At 69.1% G+C, this 24,753-nt stretch carries 23 protein-coding genes; 7 read left to right on the top strand and 16 right to left on the bottom strand.

Features of this window, described 5'->3' with window-relative positions:
• Positions 1 to 74 precede the first annotated feature (74 nt).
• Positions 75 to 1,310, top strand: coding sequence for a potassium channel family protein (locus tag Hhyl6_RS09600; RefSeq protein WP_483738980.1), 1,236 nt, complete (start codon positions 75 to 77; stop codon positions 1,308 to 1,310).
• Here Hhyl6_RS09600 and Hhyl6_RS09595 read toward each other — a convergent pair.
• The gene (locus Hhyl6_RS09595; RefSeq protein WP_483738979.1) at positions 1,291 to 1,542 is read right to left on the bottom strand and encodes a DUF7536 family protein; all 252 of its coding nucleotides are present in this window, start codon (positions 1,540 to 1,542) and stop codon (positions 1,291 to 1,293) included. The genes Hhyl6_RS09600 and Hhyl6_RS09595 overlap by 20 nt on opposite strands.
• A 126-nt stretch (positions 1,543 to 1,668) precedes the next feature.
• On the opposite strand from Hhyl6_RS09595, the gene Hhyl6_RS09590 reads away from it, so the two are divergent.
• The gene (locus Hhyl6_RS09590; protein ID WP_483738978.1) at positions 1,669 to 2,625 is read left to right on the top strand and encodes a succinylglutamate desuccinylase/aspartoacylase family protein; all 957 of its coding nucleotides are present in this window, start codon (positions 1,669 to 1,671) and stop codon (positions 2,623 to 2,625) included.
• Positions 2,626 to 2,811: 186 nt separating this feature from the next.
• Entirely contained in the window at positions 2,812 to 3,870 is a 1,059-nt protein-coding gene (locus Hhyl6_RS09585; protein WP_483738977.1) for a pyridoxal-phosphate dependent enzyme, read from the top strand.
• Here the strand turns inward: Hhyl6_RS09585 and Hhyl6_RS09580 are convergent.
• The 3 genes from Hhyl6_RS09580 to Hhyl6_RS09570 all read right to left on the bottom strand — a co-directional run bounded on the left by Hhyl6_RS09580 (position 3,867) and on the right by Hhyl6_RS09570 (position 5,712).
• Complete coding sequence (locus tag Hhyl6_RS09580; protein WP_483738976.1) at positions 3,867 to 4,070, bottom strand: DUF7511 domain-containing protein; 204 nt, start codon at positions 4,068 to 4,070, stop codon at positions 3,867 to 3,869. The genes Hhyl6_RS09585 and Hhyl6_RS09580 overlap by 4 nt on opposite strands.
• 58 nt (positions 4,071 to 4,128) lie before the next feature.
• Entirely contained in the window at positions 4,129 to 4,344 is a 216-nt protein-coding gene (locus tag Hhyl6_RS09575) for a DUF7511 domain-containing protein (protein WP_483738975.1), read from the bottom strand.
• 102 nt (positions 4,345 to 4,446) lie between these two features.
• Positions 4,447 to 5,712 (bottom strand): TiaS agmantine-binding domain-containing protein, encoded by a 1,266-nt coding sequence (locus Hhyl6_RS09570; protein ID WP_483738974.1) that lies wholly within the window; start codon positions 5,710 to 5,712, stop codon positions 4,447 to 4,449.
• Between the two features lie 126 nt (positions 5,713 to 5,838).
• Between Hhyl6_RS09570 and Hhyl6_RS09565 the strand changes: the two genes are divergently transcribed.
• The gene (locus Hhyl6_RS09565) at positions 5,839 to 6,810 is read left to right on the top strand and encodes a transcriptional regulator (RefSeq protein ID WP_483738973.1); all 972 of its coding nucleotides are present in this window, start codon (positions 5,839 to 5,841) and stop codon (positions 6,808 to 6,810) included.
• A gap of 121 nt (positions 6,811 to 6,931) precedes the next feature.
• Here the strand turns inward: Hhyl6_RS09565 and Hhyl6_RS09560 are convergent, their stop codons facing one another.
• The 3 genes from Hhyl6_RS09560 to pyrE all read right to left on the bottom strand — a co-directional run bounded on the left by Hhyl6_RS09560 (position 6,932) and on the right by pyrE (position 9,330).
• Positions 6,932 to 7,189: a glutathione S-transferase N-terminal domain-containing protein gene (locus Hhyl6_RS09560; RefSeq protein WP_483738972.1), complete on the bottom strand. Its 258-nt coding sequence runs from the start codon at positions 7,187 to 7,189 to the stop codon at positions 6,932 to 6,934.
• A 67-nt stretch (positions 7,190 to 7,256) separates the two neighbouring features.
• Positions 7,257 to 8,693, bottom strand: a complete 1,437-nt coding sequence (locus Hhyl6_RS09555; protein WP_483738971.1) for an NCS2 family permease — start codon at positions 8,691 to 8,693, stop codon at positions 7,257 to 7,259.
• A 97-nt stretch (positions 8,694 to 8,790) separates the two neighbouring features.
• Complete coding sequence (pyrE, locus tag Hhyl6_RS09550) at positions 8,791 to 9,330, bottom strand: orotate phosphoribosyltransferase (RefSeq protein WP_483738970.1); 540 nt, start codon at positions 9,328 to 9,330, stop codon at positions 8,791 to 8,793.
• Between the two features lie 199 nt (positions 9,331 to 9,529).
• On the opposite strand from pyrE, the gene glmM reads away from it, so the two are divergent.
• Entirely contained in the window at positions 9,530 to 10,885 is a 1,356-nt protein-coding gene (gene glmM / locus Hhyl6_RS09545; protein ID WP_483738969.1) for a phosphoglucosamine mutase, read from the top strand.
• A gap of 4 nt (positions 10,886 to 10,889) precedes the next feature.
• On the opposite strand, the gene Hhyl6_RS09540 is transcribed toward glmM, so the two are convergent.
• The 7 genes from Hhyl6_RS09540 to Hhyl6_RS09510 form a co-directional block, all read right to left on the bottom strand.
• Positions 10,890 to 12,002, bottom strand: coding sequence for a DUF7118 family protein (locus Hhyl6_RS09540; RefSeq protein ID WP_483738968.1), 1,113 nt, complete (start codon positions 12,000 to 12,002; stop codon positions 10,890 to 10,892).
• Complete coding sequence (gene hisI, locus Hhyl6_RS09535; protein WP_483738967.1) at positions 12,002 to 12,364, bottom strand: phosphoribosyl-AMP cyclohydrolase; 363 nt, start codon at positions 12,362 to 12,364, stop codon at positions 12,002 to 12,004. The genes Hhyl6_RS09540 and hisI overlap by 1 nt, the downstream gene beginning before the upstream one ends.
• 138 nt (positions 12,365 to 12,502) lie before the next feature.
• Entirely contained in the window at positions 12,503 to 13,531 is a 1,029-nt protein-coding gene (locus Hhyl6_RS09530) for an A24 family peptidase (protein ID WP_483739696.1), read from the bottom strand.
• A gap of 117 nt (positions 13,532 to 13,648) precedes the next feature.
• A complete protein-coding gene (gene fer1 / locus Hhyl6_RS09525) occupies positions 13,649 to 14,038 on the bottom strand; it encodes a ferredoxin Fer1 (protein ID WP_470311441.1) in 390 nt (129 codons plus the stop codon).
• Positions 14,039 to 14,121: 83 nt separating this feature from the next.
• The gene (locus tag Hhyl6_RS09520; protein WP_483738966.1) at positions 14,122 to 15,315 is read right to left on the bottom strand and encodes an anion permease; all 1,194 of its coding nucleotides are present in this window, start codon (positions 15,313 to 15,315) and stop codon (positions 14,122 to 14,124) included.
• 46 nt (positions 15,316 to 15,361) lie between these two features.
• Positions 15,362 to 16,531 (bottom strand): anion permease, encoded by a 1,170-nt coding sequence (locus tag Hhyl6_RS09515; protein WP_483738965.1) that lies wholly within the window; start codon positions 16,529 to 16,531, stop codon positions 15,362 to 15,364.
• Between the two features lie 75 nt (positions 16,532 to 16,606).
• On the bottom strand, positions 16,607 to 17,401 hold the full coding sequence (locus Hhyl6_RS09510; protein WP_483738964.1) for a hypothetical protein: 795 nt from the start codon (positions 17,399 to 17,401) through the stop codon (positions 16,607 to 16,609).
• Between the two features lie 129 nt (positions 17,402 to 17,530).
• Here Hhyl6_RS09510 and hisA point away from each other — a divergent pair, with 129 nt between their 5' ends.
• Positions 17,531 to 18,268 carry a 1-(5-phosphoribosyl)-5-[(5-phosphoribosylamino)methylideneamino]imidazole-4-carboxamide isomerase gene (gene hisA / locus Hhyl6_RS09505; protein WP_483739695.1) on the top strand — a complete coding sequence of 246 codons (738 nt, stop codon included), beginning with the start codon at positions 17,531 to 17,533 and terminating at the stop codon, positions 18,266 to 18,268.
• Here hisA and Hhyl6_RS09500 read toward each other — a convergent pair whose 3' ends face one another.
• A complete protein-coding gene (locus Hhyl6_RS09500) occupies positions 18,269 to 22,120 on the bottom strand; it encodes a glycoside hydrolase family 97 N-terminal domain-containing protein (RefSeq protein ID WP_483738963.1) in 3,852 nt (1,283 codons plus the stop codon).
• A 141-nt stretch (positions 22,121 to 22,261) separates the two neighbouring features.
• Entirely contained in the window at positions 22,262 to 23,329 is a 1,068-nt protein-coding gene (locus tag Hhyl6_RS09495; RefSeq protein WP_483738962.1) for a TrmB family transcriptional regulator sugar-binding domain-containing protein, read from the bottom strand.
• A 60-nt stretch (positions 23,330 to 23,389) separates the two neighbouring features.
• On the opposite strand from Hhyl6_RS09495, the gene Hhyl6_RS09490 reads away from it, so the two are divergent.
• Positions 23,390 to 24,604, top strand: coding sequence for an MFS transporter (locus tag Hhyl6_RS09490; RefSeq protein WP_483738961.1), 1,215 nt, complete (start codon positions 23,390 to 23,392; stop codon positions 24,602 to 24,604).
• Positions 24,605 to 24,753: the final 149 nt, after the last annotated feature.

Raw genomic sequence — 24,753 nt, 5'->3', positions numbered from 1 at the left:
ACACGTCTCGCGGCCCGTGACCGAATGCCACGGGACAGCGAACCCTTTTGAGACGCGCTGTCGAAACAGGAGCCATGGAGCTGACGGGAACCGTCAAGTACGAACCGGTGAGCGTGAAGGCGGTGCTGGCGGAGATGAAAGACACCGCCGAGTTGCTCATCGACCTCTCGTACTCGGCGGTGTTGTTGCGAAGCGACGACGTGGCCGCCGAGGTGCTGGAACTGGAGGCGAAGATGGACGTCCTCCAGTTGCGGGCCCGGATGAGCCTGCTGATGGCCTGCCGGTCGACCGACGACGCCGAGGCGCTGGCGCCGGTGTTGGGGATGGTCGGCGCGGCCGAGAAGATAAGCGACGCCGCCGGCGACATCGCCAAGGTCGTCCTGGAGGACATCGGCCTGCCGGACACGATGCGGGCGGCCCTCCCGGAAGCAATCGAGACGCTCGTTCGGGCGACCGTCGCGGCGGACTCCCCGCTGGCCCGGCAGACGCTGGGCGAGTTGAACTTGGAGACGGAGACGGGCGTCCGCGCGCTGGCGATTCGCCGGCAGGGGAACTGGCTACTCAACCCCGACCGCGAGACGCGACTCGAAGCCGACGACGTGGTGCTGTTCCGCGGCCCCGAGGACGGCGTCAGCGGCGTGTACGCCGACGCCACCGGCGAGGCCTACGAACCGCCGGACCCGCCCGAGGGCGAGGACAAGGACCTCGAACGCGCCATCGACTCCATCATCCTGATGAAAGACATGGGCGAACTCGCCGTCGACTTGGCCTACGGCGCGGTGCTGTTCGACAGCGAGGCCGTCGCCGAGGAGGTCGTCGAACTCGAAGCGGAGGTCGACGCCCTGCAGTCCCGGTTCGAGGCGTGGACCCTGCGGGCGGCCGCCGACGTCGAGGACCCCGTCTCCCTCCGCGGACTGGTCCATCTGGCGCGCTCGACGGAGGTCATCTCCGACGCCGCCCTCGAAATCAGCGAGGGCGTCCTGCGCGGCCTGTCGACACATCCGGTGGTCGCCGAGGCGGTCCAGGAGTCCGACGAGATAATCGTCCGCGCCACCGTCGCAGACGACAGCGAGTTCGCCGGCACCACCATCGGGGAGGCGGCGGTCAAGACCGCCACCGGGATGCGCATCATCGCCGTCCGGCGAGCCGCCGGCGAGAGCGAGCGGACCGGCCGCGAGGGCGGGGACTGGGTCGTCTCGCCCGGCCCGGAGACGCCGCTGAGAGCGGGCGACGTCCTCATCGCCAAGGGGACCCGGACCGGGGCCGAGCGCTTCACCGACCTCGCCGAGACTACCGACGAGCAAGCCTGACCGCCGAGACGACCGTAAACAGCGCCGTCAGCAGGCCGCCCAGCGAGACCAGCAGGACGAACGCCAGCGCGACGTAGAGGACGGCAGGCCGGGTGGTGCCGGGCAGGACGAACAGCGCGACGATGGTGAGGGTCACCACTGCCGCCAGACCGAAGCCGAGTTTCGCGTTCCGCGGGACGTTCAGCGCCGCTACCATCGCACCGGCCCCGCTCTGTTGCTCGGGCTCTGACACGGACGAGCGTAGGGTCTGGGGGCAAAAGACCCCTCGGTCTCCGGGCCGGGCGAGGGTGCCCGCCGTCCGGCCGCACGGCACGCGGAATCCGAACCAGTAAAGGTCAACGACCCGAACGACACGGCAATGGTAACTCTCGGTACGGCGAGTGCCGCCCCCGGTGAGATGGATACGGGGCGGTTGGAGGTCGGCGAAACCCGCGACGGCAGTCCGGTGGGACTCCCGGTCGCCGTCGTCAACGGCGCGGCCGACGGGCGGACGCTCTACATGCAGGCGGCCAGCGACGGGGACGAACTGAACGGCGTCGGGGTCATCCAGCGGGTCCTCCCGCAACTGGACCCCGCCGAACTCTCCGGGACGATTCTGGTCTGTGGCATCGTCAACTACCACGCGTTCCAGGTCGCCGAACACCGCAACCCCATCGACGACACGAAGATGAACCGGGCCTACCCCGGCGACACCGGCGGCACGTCAAGCGAGCGCATCGCCGCGGCCACCTACGACGCGGCCGTCAGCGCCGACCTCGTGTTGGACCTGCATCAGGGCTCCACCTCTCGGATGATAGACGAGGTCCGTGTTCGGTGTGGCACCCGCCACCGACTCCACAGCGAGTGTCTCGAACTCGCCAAAGTGTTCGGCTGTGGCTACATCCTCGACCAGAAGGGACCCGACGGCCAACTGGCCCGCGCCGCCCCCGACGAGGGCGTCCCGACCGTCGACCCCGAACTCGGCGGCTGTGTCGGCTGGGACGAGACGTCCATCCAGAAGGGCGTCGACGGCGTGTTCAACGTGCTGACCTACTACGACTTCCTCGACGGGCGGTACAGCCCTCGCTCCCAGACCCGCGCCACCGGGTTCGAGCAGTACGGGTCGCCCGCCGGCGGCCTCGTCGACTTCCACGTGGACCTCGGCGACCGCGTATCCCGCGGCGAGACGCTGTTCGAGATAACCGACGTGTTCGGCCAGCCGAAAGCCGAGATAACCGCCGACTCGAACGGCGTCTTCTGGCGCTCGCGCCGCCTCCCGCAGGTCGCCTCCGGCGAGTACGTCTGCTCGGTCGGGACGAACCTCGACACCTACTGACGACCACTTTTTACAGTCGTTCGAGGGAGGGTCGCTCTCTCGTGACGATGAAAGACGCCATCGGCGTCTTTCGAACCACACGGGGTTGCCTCGGCCGCTTCGCGGCCTGCGGGGTCCCCGTGCTCCGACACCTCCTTCGCCGCTACATCCACCACCTTTTGAACCGTGCGTCCCCGCAATCAACCCATGCGACACTGCGAAGCCTGCGGCCGTGAGTACCCCCGCGACCGGCCGTGGCGCTGTGCGTGCGGGCACGCGCTCGACTACGCCGACCGACCGCGGCCCTCGGACGACCCGCCCGACGTCGACCGCGAGGACGGCATCTGGGCGTTCGAGGCCCTCCTCCCGATGGACGAACGGGTGACGCTCGGGGAAGGGTGGACACCGCTGGTCGACGCGCCCGCCCACGACGTGACGTTCAAACTGGAGTTCCTCCACCCGACGGGGAGTTTCAAGGACCGCGGGGCGGCCGCCGTCGTCGCGGAGGCCCTCGCCGTCGGTGCCGACCGGATACTGGAGGACTCCTCGGGCAACGCCGGGTTGGCGGTCGCCAGTTACGCCGCGCGGGCGGGCCTCGACGCCGAGATATACGTCCCCGCCGACGCGAAAGCCGAGAAGCGCCGCCGCATCGAGCGCACCGGCGCCGACGTGGTGGCCGTCGAGGGCGACCGGCAGGCCGTCACCGACGCCTGCATCGAGGCCGTCGAGGCGGGCGAGGGGTGGTACGCCAGCCACGCGTGGAACCCGGCCTTCTTCGCCGGGACGGCCACGTTCGCCTACGAACTCGCCGCCCAGCGCGGGTGGACGGCACCGGACGCCGTCGTCACGCCGCTGGGCCACGGGACGCTGTTCCTCGGGGCCTATCGGGGTTTCCGGGCGCTCGAATCAGCGGGCTGGATAGACGAGGTGCCGCGCCTACTGGGCGCACAGGCCGCCGGGGCCAGCCCAATCGCCGACGGCCGACACGGCGGGACGGGGGGCCGCAACGACCTCGCCGACGGCATCCAGATACGCGACCCGGCACGCGCCGACCAGATACGGCAGGCCGTCGAGGCCACGGACGGGGACGCCGTCGCCGTCGACGAGGCCGACACTCGGAGCGCCCACGACCGTCTCTCGGCCTCGGGGTTCCACGTCGAACCGACCTGCGCGACGGCGACGGCGGCGCTCCCGTCGTTCCGCGACCGAGGCGTCCTCGGGCCGGAGGACGACGTGGTCGTCGCACTCACGGGCCGGAACGCCTAGCGCCAGACCCGCAGCGACACGGGGACGTCGGCGTCGATGGATATCCACTGGGTGTCGACGTCGGACGGGTCGACGTCGGCGGCGTAGCAGATGTACCGTTCGGTGCCGTCAGACCGGCTCCGAACCACCGCCGGCAGGACCCCCTCGTCGGGGTCGGGCGACGGCGTGCCGCCGGTCGGCGACCAGTGGTCCGTTCCCATGCCGAGAGGCGTCGCTGAGAACCAGCATTGTTACAAGTCGGTTATCTCTCGGAAGGGACTACCGAACGCTGTCCAACTCGACGAGCGCGTCGGCCGGAACCGCGAGCCATCGGGTCGCTACCTCGTGGCCCGGTCTGTCGCGCGGGTACAGGAGCGCCCGCTTGCTCCCGTCGTTCGTCGGTTCGAGTTCGGCCACCAGCGCCGTCTCCGCGAAATCGTCCTGCGGAAGTGGTGGCGCCGCCTCGTCTGCCAGCCCCCGACGCTCGGTGCTCATACTCTCCACTATCGGTGGTGTAATAGTTGTTATAACGCCCATAACCGTATTATCGGTTGAAATTTTCGGCGGTATGCCGAGCCAACTGGGGGCGGAGACGGCCTATCGCTCGGGATGCGTCTGCCCGTCGAACCCGCCCCGGACCAGCGGTTTCGCGATGTGTCGGCGCGCCACCGGCGGTACCTCGTACCACCCCGGTTCGAGCGACCGGTCGACCGGCCGTTCGACCTTCCCGTCCGCGCTGGTCTCGCAGTCCCGACAGCGGTAGCCCTGATTCCGGCCCGCGGAGGACATCGACCGGCCGCAGTCGGGGCAGTCAGGGGTGGCGAGTTCCGCGGTCACCAGGTCGCGGACCGCGAACTTCTCCAGTTTGAGCGTCCCGTTCGACACCTCGCCACAGACCGTGATACGGTCGCCCACTCGGAGAGAACGCACCCGGTCTCGGAACCGCTTCGTGGGTTCGAAGGCCGCACATCGCAGGCTGGCGTCGCCCTCGGCGAGGGTCAGGAAGACGTGGCCGCCGCGCCGCGTCTCGGGCGACTCCGTCACCGTCCCGGTGACCCGGAACGCGCTGTCGTCGGTCACCTCGCCGAGTTCGGCGTCCCGCAGGTGGACGTCCGTGCCCTGGTTCGTGTGGAAGGTCGCGCGCTCGGCGACCGGTTCGCTCTCGACGGCGTCGGCGACGGCCCGGCAGGCGTCGGCGTCGTCCCCACGGATACCGTAGAGGATGGGGCACGGCGTCCGCGGGACACACACCGGATAGCCCGAGTCACAGTCGACGGTGTCCCACACCGTCGGGTAGCGGGCGTCGGCGGCGGCCCGCACGCTCGCTGGGTCCACGTCTCGCTCGGTGCCCCAGCGCGACTGCTCGCGGTAGGCGATGTGCTCGTAGGTCCAGTCGTCCAACGCCGCCCACGCGCCGACGGCGGCCAGCGCGCCGACCAGTCCACGGCCGTTGCCGCGTTCGACGCGGGCAAAGCCCGCTACGTCCGCCAGCGACGTCGCCGTCACGCGGTCCTGAATCTCCCTGACGGCGTCCACCGTGAACTCGGCCACCTGCGGCGGGACCGCCTCGGGGTCGCAGTCGGCGACGACGGCACCGGGGTTCGTCATGGGGTCGTCGGTCTGTGCGAGGGCGAGCGTCTCTCGGACGAGTGCGGTCGCTCGGTCGGCGACGAGGTCGGTGTGGACCGCCAGCGCGGCGTTCCCGCGGGTCTTGTGTTCGACCGCGGGGTTCAGTCGGACCAACAGCAGTCGCTCGACGTCGGCCCCTTCCTCGCGTATCGCGTCGGCTAGCTGGGCCGCCGCGTAGGTCGTACACATCCCCGTCTCGCGGGAGTCCGTATCGTCCAGTCCGACGACAGTCACGGCCGGACGTAGACGATTGGCGGGCAAACCAGTTTCGCAGTGTCTGTGCGGCCGAGAGACACTCGGCGGGCGGCACAACGCATATATCCGGTGACTGGCTTACCATCAATAGAGGTATCGAGCACTATGTCACGGTCGGCACTGGTCGGCAACGTCACCGCCATGCTCGAGGACGCCGGGTTCCTCGTGAGCGACCGGTGTGCGATTCGACCCAAGAGCTTCGACGTCGCGGCCCGCCGCGGCGAGGACGTGTTGCTCGTGAAGATACTCGGGAACATCGACGCCTTCGACGCCCGCACCGGCGGCGAGATGCGCCGTCTGGGCACCTACCTGAACGCGACGCCTATCGTCGTCGGCCTCCGGACCCGGGACGAGGACCTGAAACCGGGCGTCGTCTACTTCCGTCACGGCGTCCCCGTCCTCTCGCCGGACACGGCGATGGACCTGTTCGTCGAGGAGGTCCCGCCGCTCATCTACGCCGCGCCGGGCGGTCTGTACGTCAACATCGACTCCGAAGTGCTCGCGGACGCCCGCGAGGAGAAGGAGTGGTCGCTCGGTCGGTTGGCGAAGGAACTGGGCGTCTCCCGCCGGACCGTCTCGAAGTACGAGGACGGCATGGACGCCTCCGTCGACGTGGCAGCCGAACTCGAAGACCTGTTCGACGCGCCGCTGACGTCGCCGGTCAGCGTCCTCGAAGGGACCGAGGACATCCGCGACGACGAACCCGCGCCCGAGGACCCGGACGTGGCCCCCGAAGACGAACCCATCGCCACGGTGTTCACCCGCATCGGCTTCGAGGTCCACCCGACCGACCGTGCGCCGTTCAAGACGGTCAACGAGAACGCCCGTCGGCGCGAGCAGGTGTTGACGGGCCACTCGACGTTCACCGAGGCCGCCGAGAAGCGTGCCCGCATCATGTCTTCCGTCGGCGAGGTGACCCGCACGCGCTCGGTGTACGTCGTCGACGAACTCACCCGCGAGTCCGTCGAGGGGACGGCGCTCATCGAGGAGGGTGAGATGGAGGAGATAGAGGACGCCGACGACCTCCGAGACCTCATCATGGAACGCGGCGAGGAACCCGACGAGGAACTGGCGTAGGCCGACGGCGCGAGAACGGGGTTCCGTCGACGAGTCCGAGAGCCGTCAATCCGGCGACCCACCGCGACGGCAATCGCTCTAAAACGACCGTTCAGCGGATGGTACAAAAAGTGCGTTCGGCTTACGCCGCGCCGCTACCGTACGTCTCTTCGAGATACTCCACGATGTCGTCGGACTCGGGCATCCCCTCGATACCGTGCTCCTCGTCGACGAGGACCGGGACACCCGTCTGGCCCGAGACCTCCTCGACTTCGGTGCGCTCGCCGTGCGAGCGCGGGACCATGTGGGACTCGTACTCCAGTCCGAGTTCGTCGAGTTTCGTCTTGACCTTCGCGCAGTAGGGACAGCCTTCCAGTTCGTAGAGTTCGAGGTTCGCCATCTCGGCGACTCGTATGGGGTCGACCGGAAAAAGGCCGTCGGTGGTGTGTGCGGACCGAACAGCGCCGTCAGACCGCGCTGGAGAGGATACCGCCGGTCCGAACGACGAAGTAGAGGACGAAGGCGGCCGCGAGCACCCACTGGCCGACGAGGACGTCGTCGAACTCGCCCTGCGCCGTCTTGACGATGGGGTAGGAGACGATGCCCGCGGCGATGCCGTAGGCGATGGAGTAGGTGAAAGGCATCACCATGATGGTCAGGCCGGCGGGCACCGCGTGGGCGAAGTCGTCCCACTGGATGTCGACGATGTTGCGCATCATGAGGACGGCGACGACGACCAGCGCGATGTGGGAGGCGTAGAGCGGAATCGCCGCCGCGAGGGGGACGACGACCAGCGAGGCGAGGAAGAGGCCGGCGACCACGAGGGCCGTCAGCCCCGTCCGGCCGCCCTCCTCGACGCCGGTGGCGGACTCGATGAACGTCGTCACCGTCGAGGTGCCGAGCATCCCGCCGACGGTGGTGCCGACGGCGTCGGCCATCAACGGCTTGTCGATGTCCGGGAAGTCGCCGTTCTCGTCGAGGAAGCCGCCGGCCTGCCCGACGCCCACCAGCGTCCCCGCGGTGTCGAAGAAGTCCACGAAGAAGAACGTGAACACGATGAGAGCGAAGGAGAACGCCTCGACCTGTCCGAAGCCCTCGACGAACGCGCCGGCCAGCGGCGTGATGTCGTACTGAGCGCCGGCGAGACGGGAGGCGTCGAACCCGCCGTTCCGGACGGCGTCGGTGGCGAGGACACCGGGTTCGGCCAGTCCGAGGAACGTCGCGAGCGCGCCTGCGACGGTGGTCAGGAGGATGCCGACGATGATGGACCCGCGCAGACCCGCCGCGTAGAGGACGAACGTGAGGAACAGGCCGACCACCGAGAGGACGGCGACCGGGTTACTGGCGATGCTCCCGAGGCCCACGAGCGTCGCCGGGTCGTCCACGACGATGCCCATCGCCTGCAAGCCGATGATGGCGAGAAAGAGGCCGATACCGGCCCCGACGGCGAACTTCACGGGTTCGGGGAACAGTTTGATGATGTACTCACGCGCGCCGACGGCGGTGAGGACGATGAAGACGATACCCTCCACGACGATGGCGGCGAGGGCCGTCTGCCACGGCACGCCGAGGACGCCGACGACGGTGATGGCGAAGAAGGCGTTGAGGCCGAGGCCGGGCGCGAGGCCGAACGGCCGGTTCGCGTAGAACGCCATCACCAGCATCGCCACCGCAGACGAGAGGATGGTGACCACCGCCAGCATCTGCAACACCTCCGGCGGCGAGTAGTTCTGCAGGGCGATTCCGCCCGGCGTGTTGTCGTCGGGGAAGGCCGTGAGGATGACCGGATTGAGGACGACGATGTAGCTCATCGTCAGGAACGTGGTCAACCCCGCCAGAACCTCCGTCCGTACGTCGGTGCCGTGCTCTTCGAGACCGAACAACTCTTCGAGTGTGCCCGCCATTTGTCCGAATCTCTGTACAGACTGGCTTAAGCGTGGCGAGAACGGCCGAAAATGGTCGGCTGGACGACGCGTCGCCTATCCGCCCGGCGGCCGGCGGTTACGCGTCGGCGTCCTCGGGCGCGTCGGCCAGCAGGTCCGAGGCGGTCACCAGCGACTCCAGTTCGAGGCCGTGTTCGGCGAGGTTCTCGCGGGCCCCCTCCTCCCGGTCGACGACGACGAGGACGCGCTCTACGGTGGCACCGGCCTCTCTGAGCGCCGCCGCCGCGTCGATGGCGCTCTGGCCCGTGGTGGCGATGTCCTCGATGACGACGACCTCCTCGCCCTCGGCCAGTTCGCCCTCGACGAGGTTCGCCGTCCCGTACTCTTTCTGCTGTTTCCGGGCGATGACGTAGGGCAGGCCCGTCTCGACGCTCGTGACCGCCACCAGTGGGACTCCGCCCAGCGCCACGCCGGCGAGTTTCGTGTCCGTGACCCGCTCTGCGAACGCCGCGGCGATGAGTTCCAGACACCGCGGACTCGTCTCGAAGATGTACTTGTCGACGTAGTAGTTCGACGTGCCCCCGTGGGAGAGTTCGAACTCCCCGTACTTGACGGCGTCAGCGTCCCGGAGCGCCGCGATGAGTTCGTCGTTGGCCATACACTCTGGTTCGGGGCCGGTGGCTAATGGCTGTTGGAATCGCTCTCGGAACAGGTATGGTCAGCGGCCCGACAGAGAAGCCCGTCCAGCACAGCCAGACTGAGGCCCCGTTGCCGACAGAGCCGGGATTCGTTCTCGAACCACCTCACCGAGCTAGCGGCGACATTCATAAGCCCGTCGGCCACGCACTCCTCCCTGAATGCACGTGTTCGGGTCGAGCGGTGTGCGGGGCGTCGCGGGCGAAGAGTTGACTCCGCGGTACGTCCTGCGAGTGGCACAGGCCGCCGGGAGCGTCTGGGCCGAGGGCTACGACCGCGTCGCCGTCGCGCGGGACACGCGGACCACCGGCCGCACGTACGTCAACGCCGCCACCAGCGGCCTCACCGGCATCGGCTTCGACGTCGACCGACTCGGCGTCGTCCCGACGCCGGGCCTGCAGGCCCACTGCGAACGCGAGGGGATTCCGGGCGTGATGATTACAGCGAGTCACAACCCGCCCGCGTACAACGGCGTGAAACTCGTCGGGTCGGACGGCGTCGAGTTGACTCGCGGAACGTTAGACCGGGTCGAAGCCGCCCTCCCCGAGGAGACCCCACAGGCCCGCTGGGACGAGGTCGGGGAGGACCGCCCCATCGAGAGCGCACGCCGCACCTACCGCGAGGAGGTGCTGGCGGCGGTCGACCGCGAGCGAATCGCCGACGCCGACCTCACCGTCGTCGTCGACCCCGGCCACGGTGCCGGGTCGCTGACCAGTCCCGACCTGTTCCGCGAACTGGGCTGTACGGTCCACACGGTCAACGCCCAACCGGACGGCCACTTCCCCGGCCGGAACCCCGAACCGGTCGCCGCGAACCTCTCGGACCTGCGGGCCTACGTCGAAGCGACGGACGCCGACCTCGGCATCGCCCACGACGGGGACGCCGACCGGGCGATGTTTGTCGACGGGACCGGCGAACACATCGAGGGTGACGCCGCGCTGGCGGCGCTGTCGGCCGCCGAACTCGACCCCGGAGAGGGCGTCGTCTCGGCGGTCAACGCCTCCCAGCGCCTCGTGGACGCGGTGAACGCCGCCGACGCGACGCTGTCGCTGACCCCCATCGGGTCGACCCACATCGTCAGTCGCATCCGACAGTTAGAGGCCGAGGGCATCCACGTCAGCATCGCCGGCGAGGGCAACGGAGGCATCCTCTTTCCGAACTACCGCATCGCCCGGGACGGTGCCTACACCGCGGCGCGCTTCTGCGAACTCGTCGCGGAGACGCCCGCCCGCGAACTGGTCGCCCCCTTCGACGAGTACTACAACGTCCGCCGGAACCTCACCGTCGAGAACGAGGCCGAGCGCGAAGCGATGCTCTCGGGTATCGAGGGTCACGCCGACGCGTCCAAGGCCGACCTCGACACGACCGACGGCTGGCGGTTGGACTACGGCGACGGCTGGGTGCTGGCCCGCCCGTCGGGGACGGAACCGGTCGTCCGCGTCTACGCCGAGGCCCGGTCGCCCGAACGGGCCGAGGAACTCGCCGCCCAGATGGTCGACGCCGCCGCGGCCGAGTGAGTCCCTACAGCGAGCCGTGGTCGTCGAGCGCCGACTCGATAGCGGCCCGTTCCGCCCGGAGCGACTCCAGTTCGTCGGCGACGGCGCCGCTTTCGAGGCGCTCGCGCTCCGCCGCTGCTAGCTCGGCCCGGGCGAGCGCGCTCTCGCGGAGGGTGGCGTAGTCCTCGCGGCGGGCGAGCGCTCGCACGTCTCGCAGACGCGCGACCACCGCGTCGTCGGCGAACCCCGCGAGGACCGAGCGGTACTCCCGGACGAGCCACGGCAGGTGGTCGGCGGGCGGCGGGGGCCACCCGATAGCCAGTGGCTCGGCGTCCAGATTCCGGAGGTAGGTCCGCCGCGTGGCGACGGTCCGCTGGAGCGCCGCCGTGTCGTCGACGTAGTGGTCCAGTTTCGACGCCGAGTAGTCGGCGTATTCGAGCAGTGTCGGTATCGGTTCCGCGCCGGCCGCGTGGTCGCGGACGTATCGAAGTAGTTCCGCGGGCGGCGACTGGAACCCGACCAGCGGGAACGCGTCGGCGCGTTCGACCACCGACAGCACCTCGCGGGCCGGTGCCTCGCTCCGGAACTCGCCGAACGCCTCGCGGACGGCGTCGTCGTAGGCCTCGATTGGGTCCCGGAGGTCCCCGACCGGCGCGTCGAGGTCAGCCTCGCCGAGGCGCTGGAGGCGTTCGAGGTCCGCGATGCGCTCGTCCACCTCGTCCAGCCGCCTCCGGGCGCTCCGGCGAGCGTCGGCGTACTCCTCGCGGGCCTGTTCCCACTCGTCTAGGCGGCCCACGAGGTCCGCCACCGGGGCGAGTCGCGACCGGGCCGACTCGAAGTCGGCCTCGCTGAGGCGTCGTTTCTGGAGCGAGTCGTCTATCGCCTCGAACGTCTCGCGTTCGGGCAGGTCCTCGTCCATCTCCTCGGTCAGCGTCGCGACGGCGCCCTGAAACTCGGTGAACGCCTTGAAGTTCCCGCTCCCCGTCGCCGTGTCCTCGTAGCGGTCCAACAGGTCCCGTAGCTCCCGGTAGGTAGACTGGCAGGCCCGCAGACGCGCCTCGCCGACCGCCTCGACGCGCTCTCTGGCCCGGTCGCGCTCCTCGGCGGCCGCCCGGAGGGCCGCGGCAGCGTCGGCCATCAGTACACGTCGTCGGGGTCGAAGACCTGCTCACCGACCTCCTCGCCGTCGACGGTGCGGTAGAAACAGGACTCGTAGCCGGTGTGGCAGGCCCCGCCCGACTGGTCGACCAGATACAGCAGGGCGTCCCCGTCGCAGTCGACCCGGACTTCCTCGATTTCCTGTGTGTGGCCGCTGGTAGCGCCCTTCTTCCAGAGTTCGTCGCGGCTCCGTGAGTAGTAGTGAGCGTAGCCCGTCTCGCGGGTCCGTTCGAGCGCGTCCTCGGTGACGTAGGCGAGCATCAACACCTCGCCGGAGTCGGCGTCCTGTGCGACCGCCGGGATGTACTCCTGTTCGTCGAACGCGAGGGGGACCTCGGTCATACCTGAGGGGTCGACTGTCCCGAAGATAGGTCTTTTGTCGTGGCTAGGCGAGCGCAGTGGGTCCGGAACCTCGGCTCCCGACAGCCAGCGACCTCTTTCCCCCAGACTCACGCCGGTTAGAGTGGCAACGGGAACTGGTCACGCAACCCCGACGAGTCCGAGCAGAGCGTACAGCACGTCGCCGTACACCAGCGAGACGACCAGTCCGGCGAACATCGGGACGAGGAAGGGGATACCCGGCGATATCCACACCACCTCCTCGCTGACCAGCACCTCCAGTCCCTCGCGCAACTGCTCGGGCGAGGTGCCGTAGGCCGACCCCTCGATGTCGTCCAAGAACCGCTCGGCCCCCCACGGGTCGGCGGTAGCGGCGGTCCCGAACTCGGTGAGGGCGTCCGGCGAGACGCCGCCGTCGGGACGGGGTTTCGACGAGGGTCGGCTCGCGTCGCTCGGCTCCCCGCCGTCGGTGACGATAGACCCGTCGCCGGGGTCGTTGGGAACCCGCGGGAGCGAGTCGGGATTCCGGTACCGGTCGGGGTCGGCCCGCACCTCGGCCAGCGTCGCGCCGCGCCACTGGAGGTACATCCGGAGGGCGTCGATGTCGAGGCCGCTCCGGGTGAACCCGTCGGTGGTCTCCAGCAGGCGGCCGTACTCCGCCGGAATGCGCTCGACTGGGACCGGTTTCCCGATGAACATCGCCAGCGAGAAGCGGCCGCGAGCGAGGTTGGCCGCCCCGACGCCCAGCGGATAGACCACCCCCGCGAGGACGGTGTTCGAGAGGATAGTGAGCGAGAAGACGCCCAGCGCCGACGGTTCCAGCGGGAGCGCCGTCGTCGGGAGGTAGTAGACGGGGTAGACGGGAAAGAGGACGGCGACGAGCATGAACGCCTTCGCGTCGGCCCCGCCGAACCCCCCGACCAGCCAGAACCCGTAGGCCAGCGGGGCGACGAACCCCAGACTGATGGCCACGCGGAGGAGGAACGCCCGGCCGGCGGTCGGTCCCGCGAGGACCGCGTAGGTGTCCCAGAGGAGCAAGCCGACGGCCAGCGCCGCCAGCGGTAGCCACGTCCGGTTCGGGACCCGGCGAGTCTTCACGTCGCGGTACGCCGCCCACCCGAACACCGGCACGGCGAGCAGTCGCAACAGGTCCGGTATCGACCCCAGCACGCCTTGCAGTCTCACGGGGACGCTCCTAATGGTTCCGGGTGAGAGAGTCGCCGTACGGTGGTCGAGCGACACACCAGCGGCTATCCGGCGAGAAAGCGGTGAAACCGCAGAACAGCGTTATATGACGCGGTTCTGCAGGTAGTCGAGGTGCTTGGCGTTGTAGACGATCTTGACCTCGTCGGCGTCGGGGCTGCCGATGCAGGTCAGGCGGACGTTCTTGTCTTCGACTTCCTCGTCGCTGAGAATCTGCTGCATGTCCATGTCGATGTCGCCTTCGAGGACGATGGCGGCGCAGTTCGCACAGGCGCCGGCGCGACACGAGAAGGGCCAGTCGTAGCCCTGTGCCTCGGCGGCCTCGAGGATGTACTCCCCTTCGTTGACTTCGAGGGAGCCGTAGTCTTCGTCGCTGAGGTCCATGTCCGCGGCCTCACCGAAGACGTCGTCCTCGTACATGTCCCAGCCGTTGTCGTCCACTACTTCGTAATTAAGGTACTCTACCGTGGGCATCACCTGCGTGGTTCGGAGGCCGACTTGTTAGACTTTGCCCTTCAGTACGCTCGGATGAACGATTGTGAAGGACCGCGAGAGAGTCAGAAGACCGGCAGAAACCGGAATACGAGATAGGCCGCGACGGTCGCGATGGACGGGACGACGTTCTGGAGGAAGATGACCCGAGCGGTCGTCCCGGGTTCGAACAGGTCCGACGCCGTCGGGACGTCGTCGCGTGACTCCTCGCCGATGGGGTGGGGGTCCGCCGGCGGGGATTCAGACCGGTTGCCGACCGTCGGCGCGTCGTCCGCGGTCAGCGACCCCACGGACGCCGCGGGAATCTCGCCGTGGACTGTCTCGGAGAGCGTCGTCGTCCGCGTCGCACGCCCCCACCCGAGGCCGACGATGCTCATCGTGGCGATGATGACGAAACTCGCCGGGATTCCCAGCGCGGAGAGGAACGTGACGATGGTCGAACTCACCGTGGCGACGACGATGGCCGCGACGAGAGGGAGGTCCGTCAGGTCGTTGCCGACGGTGTCCATCGTCCGCCGGGCGATGGTAAAGGCCCCGAGGCCGATGGCAGCGCCGCCCAGTAGGATGGCCGGGTAGAGGTCGAGCGACCCGTTGCCCACCAGCGGCGCGACGGCGTTGGCGACGTTCGACGCCCCCGCCGAGAAGCCCATGTAACAGCCGATGGCAATGACGACGGCGGTGCCGACGAACTCCCGCGGGGTGGTGTTCTCCCCCAGTCGCAGGCGCGGCAGGTCCCCCGAGCGGTCGACTCGGAGCAGCGACCCCTCGCTCTGGGAGACGGCGAACCACTCGACGAGCGTCGGGTACCAGTACCGCCCGATGACGCCGCTGACCCAGAAGGCGACGATGGGCGAGACGAGCCACCACGAGACGATTTCGAGCATCAGTCCCTCGTTGAGCGTCTGCTCCGCCAACCCGAGGCCGGCGATGGCTCCCACCGCCGTCATCGACGTCGAGGCCGGCACCCCCGCGACGTTCGAGAGGAACAGCGCCGTCCCGATGAAAAAGAGGACGACGATGCTGACGAGCGGCGAGAACTGCGTCGAGACGAGGTCGCTCCCCAGACTCTTGACCACCGCCGGGCCGACGAGCAACCCGCCGGCGAGGGCGAAGACGGTCATCAGCGCCGCCGCGGAGAGTTTGGTGAGGGTGTTCGACCCGACGGCCGGCCCGAACGCCACGCCCGTCGAGGACCCGCCGATGTTGAATCCGACGAAGACGGCGACCACGAGTCCGAGCGCGAAGAGAACCTCGACCATACGGAGTGCAAGCCCGGCGGGGGGTAAAGGCTACCGCCTGTCGGAATCAGAGGACGTACTGGAAGACGAGGTACGACGCCATCGCGGAGATAGAGGGGGTCAGTATCCACAGCATCACGACCCGGCCGGTGGCGGAGGGGTCGAACAGGTCGGCCGCCGTCGTCACCGACTCCGGTTCCTCCTCGCCGATTTTGGCGACCGGTTTCGTCTCCCCGCCGTCGGACGAGGCGCTCGGTTCCTCCGTGTCGACGTTGAGCGCCTTGACCGAGACGCCGCCACCGCCGCTCCCGCCACCGGCGGCCGCCCCGGAGACGGCGGCACCGGCCGCGTCCGCGAGCGTCGTCGTCCGAGTGGCCCGCCCCCACCCGAGGCCGACGACGCACATCGTCGCCGAGACGGCGAGGCTCGCCGGGATGCCGGCCCACGACAGCAGGCCGATGATGGTCGCGCTCACCGTCTCGACGATGAGTGCGGCGAGAATCGGGAGTTCGGTGAGGTCGTTGCCGACGGTGTCGAGGGTGCGACGGGCGATGGTGAACGCGCCGAGGGCGATTGCGCCGCCGGCCAACCCGACGCCCGGGTACAGGCCGAGTTCGCCGCTCCCGACCAGCGGCGCGACGGCGTTGGCGACGTTCGACGCCCCCGCCGAGAACGCCATGTAACAGCCGATGGCGACGACGAGGAACTGGCCGACGCGCTCACGGCGCGTGGTGCCGGGCCCGTCGCTCTCGAAGGCGATGCGGGCCGCCAGATGCGGGTAGAGGTAGCGGCCGACCACCGCCGACAGCCAGAAGGCGACGATGGGGGCGACCAGCCACCACGAGACGATGCGCCCCATCACCTCCCAGTCGATGGTGCCGCTGGCGACGCCGAGGCCGGCGATGGCCCCCACCGCCGTCATCGACGTCGAGGCCGGGACGCCGAAGAGGTTCGAGACCAGCAGGGCCAACCCGACGAAGAAGAGGACCGTCACGCTGGCGAGCAGGGTGAACTGGTCGCTCGGGACGATGCGTCCGCCCATCGTCTCGATGACCTCCGTCCCGACGGTGGCCCCGCCCAGCAGGGCGAACGCCGACATCAGCCCGGCGGCCATCGTCTTCGAGATGGTGTCGCTCCCGACCGCCGGCCCGAAGGCGACTCCGGTGGAGGACCCGCCGATGTTGAAGCCGACGAACACCGCGACGGCTAGTCCGAGTACAAAAAGAACCTCGACCATACAGATGCAAGCCCGGGCGGCCGTTAAAGGGTATCGACCGCAATCCCGACCGTCGCAGTCGGGCATCTCTCCGGGTTACGCCGCGTCGCTCTCGTCCTCGTTCTCGGCGTTCGCCAGCCGTTCGCGTTTCTCCGCCGCCGTCTCCTCGACCTCGCTCGCGGTCTCTTTGGCGGCCTCGACTTCCTCGGAGACCGACTCGGCGGTCTCCTTCGCGTCGCTGGTCTTGTCTTTCACTACGGTCGTCTTGTCTTTGGCTTCCGTCGCCCTGTCTTTGACCTCGGTCGTCTTGTCTTTCACTTCGGTCGTCTTGTCCTTGACCTCGGTCACCTTCTCAGCGGCCGCCTCGTCGCCGGTCTGTGTCGCGGTCTGTTCGACCTCGTCGGCCGTCTGCTCGACCTCGTCGACGGTCTGTTCGACCTCGTCGGCCGTTCTCTCGACGTCGTCTGCGGTCCGCTCGACGTCCTCTGCCGCTTCGTCGACAGTCTCGGCCGCGTCCTCGACGGTGTCTGCTGTCGTCTCCAGTTCCTCGGCGGTCTGTTCCAGTTGCTCTGCGGCCTGTTCGAGTTCGGCCGCCTTGGTTGCGACGTCCTCGTTGGTCCGTTCGAGGACGTTCGCCAACACGAGAAACTGCAGGAGGCCGACGACGACGAACGCCGAGATAGCGATGCTGGCGGCCGTCGCCAGCGCCGACGTCGCGCCGGTCGAGAGGGGGACGAGACCGAACGCAACCAGTCCCCACGCGAGCGACAGGCCGACGGCGACGACCAGCACGGCCTGTGCGAACAGCCGGTACTGGTCCTCGTACCGCCCGAACATGACGGATTCGAGCCGACGAGCCAGCGGCGTCAGTATGGGGATTCCAGTAGCCATATCTGACATTTCCCACGCCAGCGTAAAAACGTGGGGATAGGGCGGGGTCGGACAGCGTCGGCGCTCGTCGAGACGGCCCTCACACCGCGGACCGACACGCTTTCGACCGCCCGCGACCCAGCCTCGGCCATGTTCCCCGAGTTCGAAGTCGTGCCGGCCGTCGACATGCAGGACGGGCGGGTCGTGCAACTGGTGGGCGGCGAACGCGGCACCGAGAAGACGTACGGCGACCCGGTCGAGGCGGCCGAGCGGTGGGTCGAGGCCGGCGCTCGCACCCTCCACCTCGTCGACCTCGACGGCGCGTTCGAGGGAGAGCGCGAGAACGCCGAGGCCATCGACGCGGTGCTCTCGGCCGTCGGCGACGACGTGAGCGTGCAGTTGGGCGGCGGCATCCGAACCGCCGAGGACGCCGTCTCGCTACTGGACCGCGGCGTCGACCGGGTCATCCTCGGCACCGCCGCCGTCGAGAACCCCGACATCGTCGCCGAAGTCAGCGAGTCCCACCCCGAGGGCGTCCTCGTCAGTCTCGACGCGAAAGACGGCGAGGTCGTCGTCTCGGGGTGGACCAAGGGGACCGGACTGGACCCCGCCGAGGCCGCACAGCGCTACGAGGAACTGGGCGCCGCCGGTATCCTCTTCACCGACGTCGACGTCGAGGGGCAACTGGAGGGCGTGCGTACGGACCCCGTGCGCCGACTCGTCGAGGCCATCGATATCCCCGTGGTCGCCAGCGGGGGCGTCGCCACCGTCGAGGACGTGTTGGCCCTCGAAGACGCCGGGGCGGCCGCCGTCGTGGTGGGGAGCGCACTCTACGAGGGTGCGTTCACCCTCGAATCGGCGATGGCCGCCGTCGAAGAGCGGGCGTAGTCAGTCCAGCGAGACGAACGGGAGCGTCGCCGTCTCCGAGTCGGTGTACGCCAGCGCCTCGCTCTGACCGACGCCCTCGGGCGTTATCACGTCCATGACGAGCGGTGCGTCGTCGACGGCACCGGCCTTCGCGCCGCCGAAGGTGTAGCCGCCGGCGTCGACCTCCACCGCACGGAGCGACCCGAAGTCCTCGGACTGGACCATGGCCACGATATCGAACTCGGCGGCGTCGCGCCCGTCGAACGCCTCGCGGTCGACGCCCAGCGTCACCGTGCCGGCGTCGCGGTCGGTGGCGACCCGCGGCGTGACCGGGTTCCCGTCGTCGTCGAGCACCGGCCCGCCGTCCGCGTTCACGAGGCCGACGTTGAACCCGTCGACCCGGAGGCGGTAGTGCCACTCCTCCTCGAACTCGACGTTCGCGCCGAGGTCGTCGAGGCTGGTGGTCGACCCGCCGCTCTTCGCGGGGTCCCGAATCCAGCAGACGAACATCTGCGGCGAGAACCGCCCGCCGAAGACCTGCGGGAGCGTCGCCACCTCGAAGGCGTACTGCTGGAAACTCGGCGTCTGGTTGACCGTGACGGAGCGCAGGTCGAACGACCCGTCGGGGAAGTCGTCGGACGTGGGGTAGGTGTACTCGCCCGGCCCGTAGTCGTCGCCCGCGGGGTCGGCGACGGTGGCGACCGTCTCCGGTGGCTGGACCGTCACCGTCGTGCTCGAGAGCACCCCGCCGTCGCTCCGGCGGACGACCACGTCGTACTCGCCGGGTGCGTCGATGGTGTAGTCGAATTCGACCGTCACGTCCGTCGAGTCCGGCGGGAGGCGGACGTTCGTGCGCCTCGCCACCTCGCCGCCGACGACGAGTTCGACGGTCGTCCCGCCGACGTAGTCGCCGTCGTTGTCGCCGGTCGCGGTGACGAACGGTTCCTGCACGAACGGGTCCGTGTCGACGGTGACGTCGAACTCCTGCGTGGGCCGTTCGTACTCCGGGAGGTCCCGAATCTCGCGGCCGGTCGCGGGCCGGAATCGGACCGCGGTCCCGCCGCTCTGGACCATCGACGCCAGCAGGGTCGTACTGGGGTCGACGATGGCCTCGGAGACGCGGACCGCCGTGGCGTTCTCGGCCGACCCGGCCCCGATGCCGTCGGTGTAGAGTTCGGCGACGTACTTCGGGCCTTGCTGTCCCCGGCCGTTGCCGTCGTTCGACCCGTTGGCCGGACCGAGGAAGTCGAGGGGGACGTCGACCGCCCGCCCCTGTTCGTCAGTCATCGCCCCGAGGAACCACTCCTCGCCCTTCTTCCGGGCGGTGACGGTGTAGTCGGCGATTTCGGCGTCCACGACGGCGGTGTCGTCCCACCCGCCGGCGGGCACCGCTTCGAGGAAGTCGAACTCCGGCACCGTCTCGAAGTTCTCGTTCTCGGGCGTGTATCCCTCGTAGTCGGCCGGAATCGGGGACTCGGCACCGGCCTCGGTGACCGCGACGGTGTCGAGGTTGAACCCGCCGACGTCGCCCTCGAAGGTGTCGCCCGAGTCGTCGTAGTGCAGTTCGACGGCGACGGCGTTGTCGCCCTCGGTGAGCGACACCGTCGTCGTGAACACCTCCCACTGGTCCCAGTAGTCGGTGAACCCGGGTTCGACGGTCCGCCGGTCGCCGTCGACCGAGAGGGTCGCCTGCGGGCCGCCGTTGTCGACGACACGCGGGGCGTTCTCCTCCGCGTCGCTGGCGTAGCGCAGGTGCAGGTCGTACTCGCCGGCCGACGGGACGTCCGTGACCCTGAAGGAGACGGACGCACCGGACGGTTCCCGGTTGGGGTCTATCGGGACGTAGTGGGCGCCGAAGGCGTTACGCCACGTGTCGGCGGTAATCGTCCCGTCTAACTCGCCGGACTGGGCCTGCAGGAGTTGGCCCACCTCGAACTCGGGGCTGACGTAGGCCTCGATGCGGTCGGCGAGCATCTGGAGGCCGGCGTGGTACGTCGGGTACATCGCCAGTTGCTTCGCGCGCGTCGTCCGGATGCGCCCGCCCGTCGAGTCGTTGAACGTGATGTCGAAGATGCCGGGTTGATAGCTCGTCGGCCCGGCCAGCATCCGGGTGAACGGCAGGGTGACGTGGTGGTCCTCGTCCACGTCGGACCCGAGAGCGCCGAAGCCGTCGTACTCCTGAGCCTTGACCGTCTCCGTCGCCGCGAGGTTGGGGTAGGTGCGGCGCTTGCCGGTCGGCTTGTCGGCCTCGTGGCGTTCGAGCAGTTGCCGGGTGGCCATCCCCTCGCGGGCGACCAGTTCGTGGTGGTTCACCGCCAGTTGGCTGTGGTGGTTGTGCGTCGGGAACGTGCCGTCGCCCTCGAAGCCGAGTCCGGGGTTCGAGACGTACCCCGTCTTGATAGAGCGGATGCCCTCGGCCTCGTAGTCGGCGAAGACGTCCTCGTCTATCTGTGATTCGTAGTTGACGACGTTCCCGGCCGTCTCGTTGTGCATCGTCATCTCCGCGGCCGGGTCCAGCGACTGCCCGAAGTCGGTGACTTCGGGGACGGAGAAGTCCGGCGTCGACCCGTCGACGGAGAAGTCGAGGGCGGCGCCGCCCGGCCCGGGGAACGACCCCCAGCCCTCGTCCCACCCCTCGACGAGGACGCTGTCGACGGCGTTGTCGCTGGCGAACTGGAGGTAGCGTTTCATCCGTTCGGTGCGAGCGCCGTGGACGTACTTCGCGGGGTCGTTGCCGTCGTTCGAGATTTCGGCGTCGGTCTTGTACTGCCAGTTCGCGCTCCCGGCAATCATCGTCCACCAGATGCCGACGTACTTCTTCGGCGTTATCCAGTCCGTGTCGGGTTCGCCGTCCACCGTCGGCAGGAGGGACACCTCCATCTCGTCGTTCAGGAGCGGAATCAGCGAGGACTCCATCAGGTCGCCGGGCGAGGACCCGACCTGTACGGTCCGCCACGGCGTGACGTGCGAGGCCGACGCGGACACCTTCGTCCCGTCGGGGAGCGGTGCCAGTTCCGCCGAGAAGTCGGTGCTACCGTCGCCCTTCGGGGCCAGCGAGAGCGTCGCGTAGTCGGTCAGGTCCGCCTCGTGCACGCTCAGGTACACGTCGCCGGCGTCGACGGTGAACGGCGTGTGGACGCCCTCCCGCGTCTCCGCGCCGCCGGGTATCTGTGCCTCCGTCCCCGAGGGTACCTCGCTCAGGGGCGTCTCGCTGTACTCGGCCTCGAACCGCCCGGGTTCGTTCTCCGGTTGCGCGAAGCGGTTCTCTATCCACCACGAGCGGTAGTCGTCGGCGAAGTCGAACGCGGTGTTCTCCGAGGTGACCACGAACTGGCCGTCGTTGACCCCGAACGCGTCGGGGAAGACGACACGGAAGCCGAACCCGTCGTCGAACACCCGGAGTTCGAGCGTCGCGGGCCGGCCCGGCCCGCCGTCCTCCGCGAGTCCCACGCGGAGGTACCGGTACTCCGCGCGGACGCTGTCGTACTGGTCCCAGAGGGGGTCCCACCGTTCCGTCTCCGCCCCTCGCTCGGTGCCGGTGACGGTGACGGCCGCGCCGTCGCCGTCCGAACCGGCCCCGAACGTCCGCTGGTTCTGGAAGTCGAACCCGAGTTCCGACGGGTCGACGTAGGTGGTGTCCTCGACGGCGACGCTGTACGTCGGGACGCCGTCGCTCACGTCGACCGTGACCTCGATGCGCCCGTCCGGCGAGGTGACCGTCTGCGTGGGGGCGTCGTCCCCCGACGTGACCTGCGCCGCGGTCGCCTCCGGGACCTCGCGCGAGAACGCCGAGGCCGCCAGAAGGGTCGCCAGTCCGCCCACGAACTGACGCCTGCTGTACTTTGACGTTTGGGAGAGTAGTCTATCAGTCATCCCACCGGGCCGACTCGACGGACGTACGTAATTAATCACGACCTAAACGAGTCGAGGACGGCTGAAACGGGCGTTTCGCTCGGCCGGAGACCCGACCGACCGTGCCCGTACTGGTGGGGTTGTTCGCCTCGAAGTAGCGGCTTACCCCTCGTACAGCGTCACCGACTGGGCACCGTACCCCTCGTAGAACGGGCCGATACCGCCGTCGGCGTTGCCCGCCGCGATGCGCCCGTCCGGCGTCTCGAAGACGACGCTGTTCTCCATCGGGAAGTCGTTCGTCGGGTCGCCGACGAGGTTCTGGCGCACCGCGACGACAGGCACCCGTTCGTAGCGGCGTTCGCCACCGCCGTCGACCTCTTCGAGGGTGACGTCGGCCAGCAACTCCCGGCCGGCCGCCCGGTGGAGGGCGGCGTTGGTCGCGGCGGTCCGCAGGTGGTCGTAGGTGGCCGGGAGCGGGTCGGGGTCGGTGACGTAGTGGTCCTCGCCCATCGGCCAGAAGTTGGCGACGGCGTTGCCGAAGAAGCCGCTCCAGACCTCTCGCTGGGCGAACGCCAGCGCGTACTCCTCGCCGTGCCGGCCCGAGAGGATGCCGTGGGCCCCGAACAGCCCCGTCGTGTCGTCGACGAGGACGTGGACCGGCGGCGCGGCGTCCCACGTCCTGACGACGTCGGCACACGCGCTCCAGTCCACGTCCAAGGCGTCGGCCGAGAGCGGCGCGACGGCGAGCAGATAGACGAACACGCCGCGCTCCCGGGCCTCGGTGAGGGCGTCGCCGAGATGGGCCACCTCCGGGGCCGGGAGGACGAGGAACGCCTCCCGTTCGGCGGCGGCGAGGTACTGTGTGGCCCGCTTGCGGACCGTCGACCGGGAGTGGACGACTTCGAGCGCCGGGCCGTCGTCGGCCGGCGTGGTGTACAGCGTCTCGACGCTCTCGCGCACCTCCTCGAGGCGGGAGGCGAGCGACCCGACCGCCTCCTCTGGCGGGCGCGCCCGCAGGACCGTGGGACTGGCCGTCTCGTCGATGGTGACCAGTCCGCGCTCCGTGAGCGACCCCGCAATCTCGTAGACGTACCCCTGCGAGAGGTCCGCGGCCTCGGACACCTCGCTGGTGGTCGCCTCGCCGGCCCGGAGGACCGCGAGATACGCCGCTATCTCCTTCTCCGAGAGGCCGAACGTCGAGAGGTGGTCGCGCAGCGTCTCCGCAGACATGGGAGAGGATTGTACGACTATATACAAAATATTTTTCCACTAGGGCGCACACCCCAGCGTATGGGCGAGACGGCCACCGCATCCGCGGCGGAGACGGACCACGAGAGCGACTCCCAGCGGTCCAGCCGTCGGTGGTGGACCGTCGTCGCGTTCGCGTACATGGCGCTGGAAGGGGCGGCCCTGCAGATGCGCGGCGCCGTCATCCCGACGCTCAGCGAGCAGTTCAGCGCGCCGGAGTGGCAACTCGGACTGGTCGCCCCGGCCGGCACTGTCGGCTTTCTGGTGGTGGTGATGCTCGTCGGCGCCGTCGGGGGGCGGTTCGACACTCGCCGGCTCCTCCTCCTCGCCGTCGTCGGCACGGGCGCCGGCGTCCTCCTGATGGGCGTCGCCCCTTCGTTCCTGTTCTTCCTCGCGGCGCTGTTCGGTCGCGGGCTGTTCACCGGCGTCGGCCGCGGGAACGCCCGGCCGCTCCTGAGCCACCTCTACCCCAGCCAACGGGGTCGGCTGTTCGGCTACTACGACATGATGTGGGCAATCGGCGCGACCATCGGCCCCCTCCTCGTGGCGGGGGCGCTCCTCGCGGGCGACTGGCGCTACGCCTACTTCGCTGTCGGGGCGGCGTTCGTCCCCCTGCTCCTGCTCGTCTACTCGCTGCCCTCGCCGTCGGTCGGCGGCGGCGACGACCCGATGAATCTGGCCGCCGTCCGCCGTCTCGTTCGCCGCCCGGAGGTGCTGGCGATGGCCGCGGGCGTCTTCCTCGTCGCTGGGTTCGAGGGCGGCATCTTCACGTGGCTGACGACCTACGCGCAGGGCCGGCTCTCGGACACGCTGGCGACGGCGTCGCTGTCGGTGTTGCTCGCCGCGTACGTCCCCGGTCGGTTCCTCTCGGGGCGTCTCTCGGAGCGGTTCGGCTACGTCCGTCTGAGCGCCGTACTGGTGGCGCTCTCGGTTCCCACGTTCTGGTTCACGTTCTTCGCCGCCGAGGGGTACGGGTTCCTCGCCGGCATCTTCACGTTCGGCCTCCTGCTCTCGGGCCTGTACCCCACGCTGGTCGCCTACGGCGTCGAGGGGATGCCCGAACACAGCACCCCCGTCAACTCGACGGCCGCCGTGACGTCCTCGGCGGGGTTCGCCGTCGTCCCCGCGGCGATGGGGTTCGTCATCAGCGGTGCCGACGTGGTCCGAGCGATGCGTCTGCTGGCGGTTCCGCTGTGTGCCCTCCTCGCCCTCTTACTCGTGACGTGGTACACCGCCGGGAGCGTACAGGAGTCCTGACAGCGAGTTCCGCCGGCTCGACACCCACCTGTGTCCGCCGGTGACAACGCCACCCGGCGGGGACTTTCGGGCTGTTAGCGGAAGCAGTGACAGCCCCGAGAGGAGCACCAGCGACACCGACCGGACACAATTCCCATATAGACGGCCCG

The organism is Haloarcula sp. H-hyl6 (genome assembly GCF_056934455.1).
Note: the sequence above shows the minus strand (reverse complement) of the source record. Positions and strands in the feature narration are given on the sequence as shown.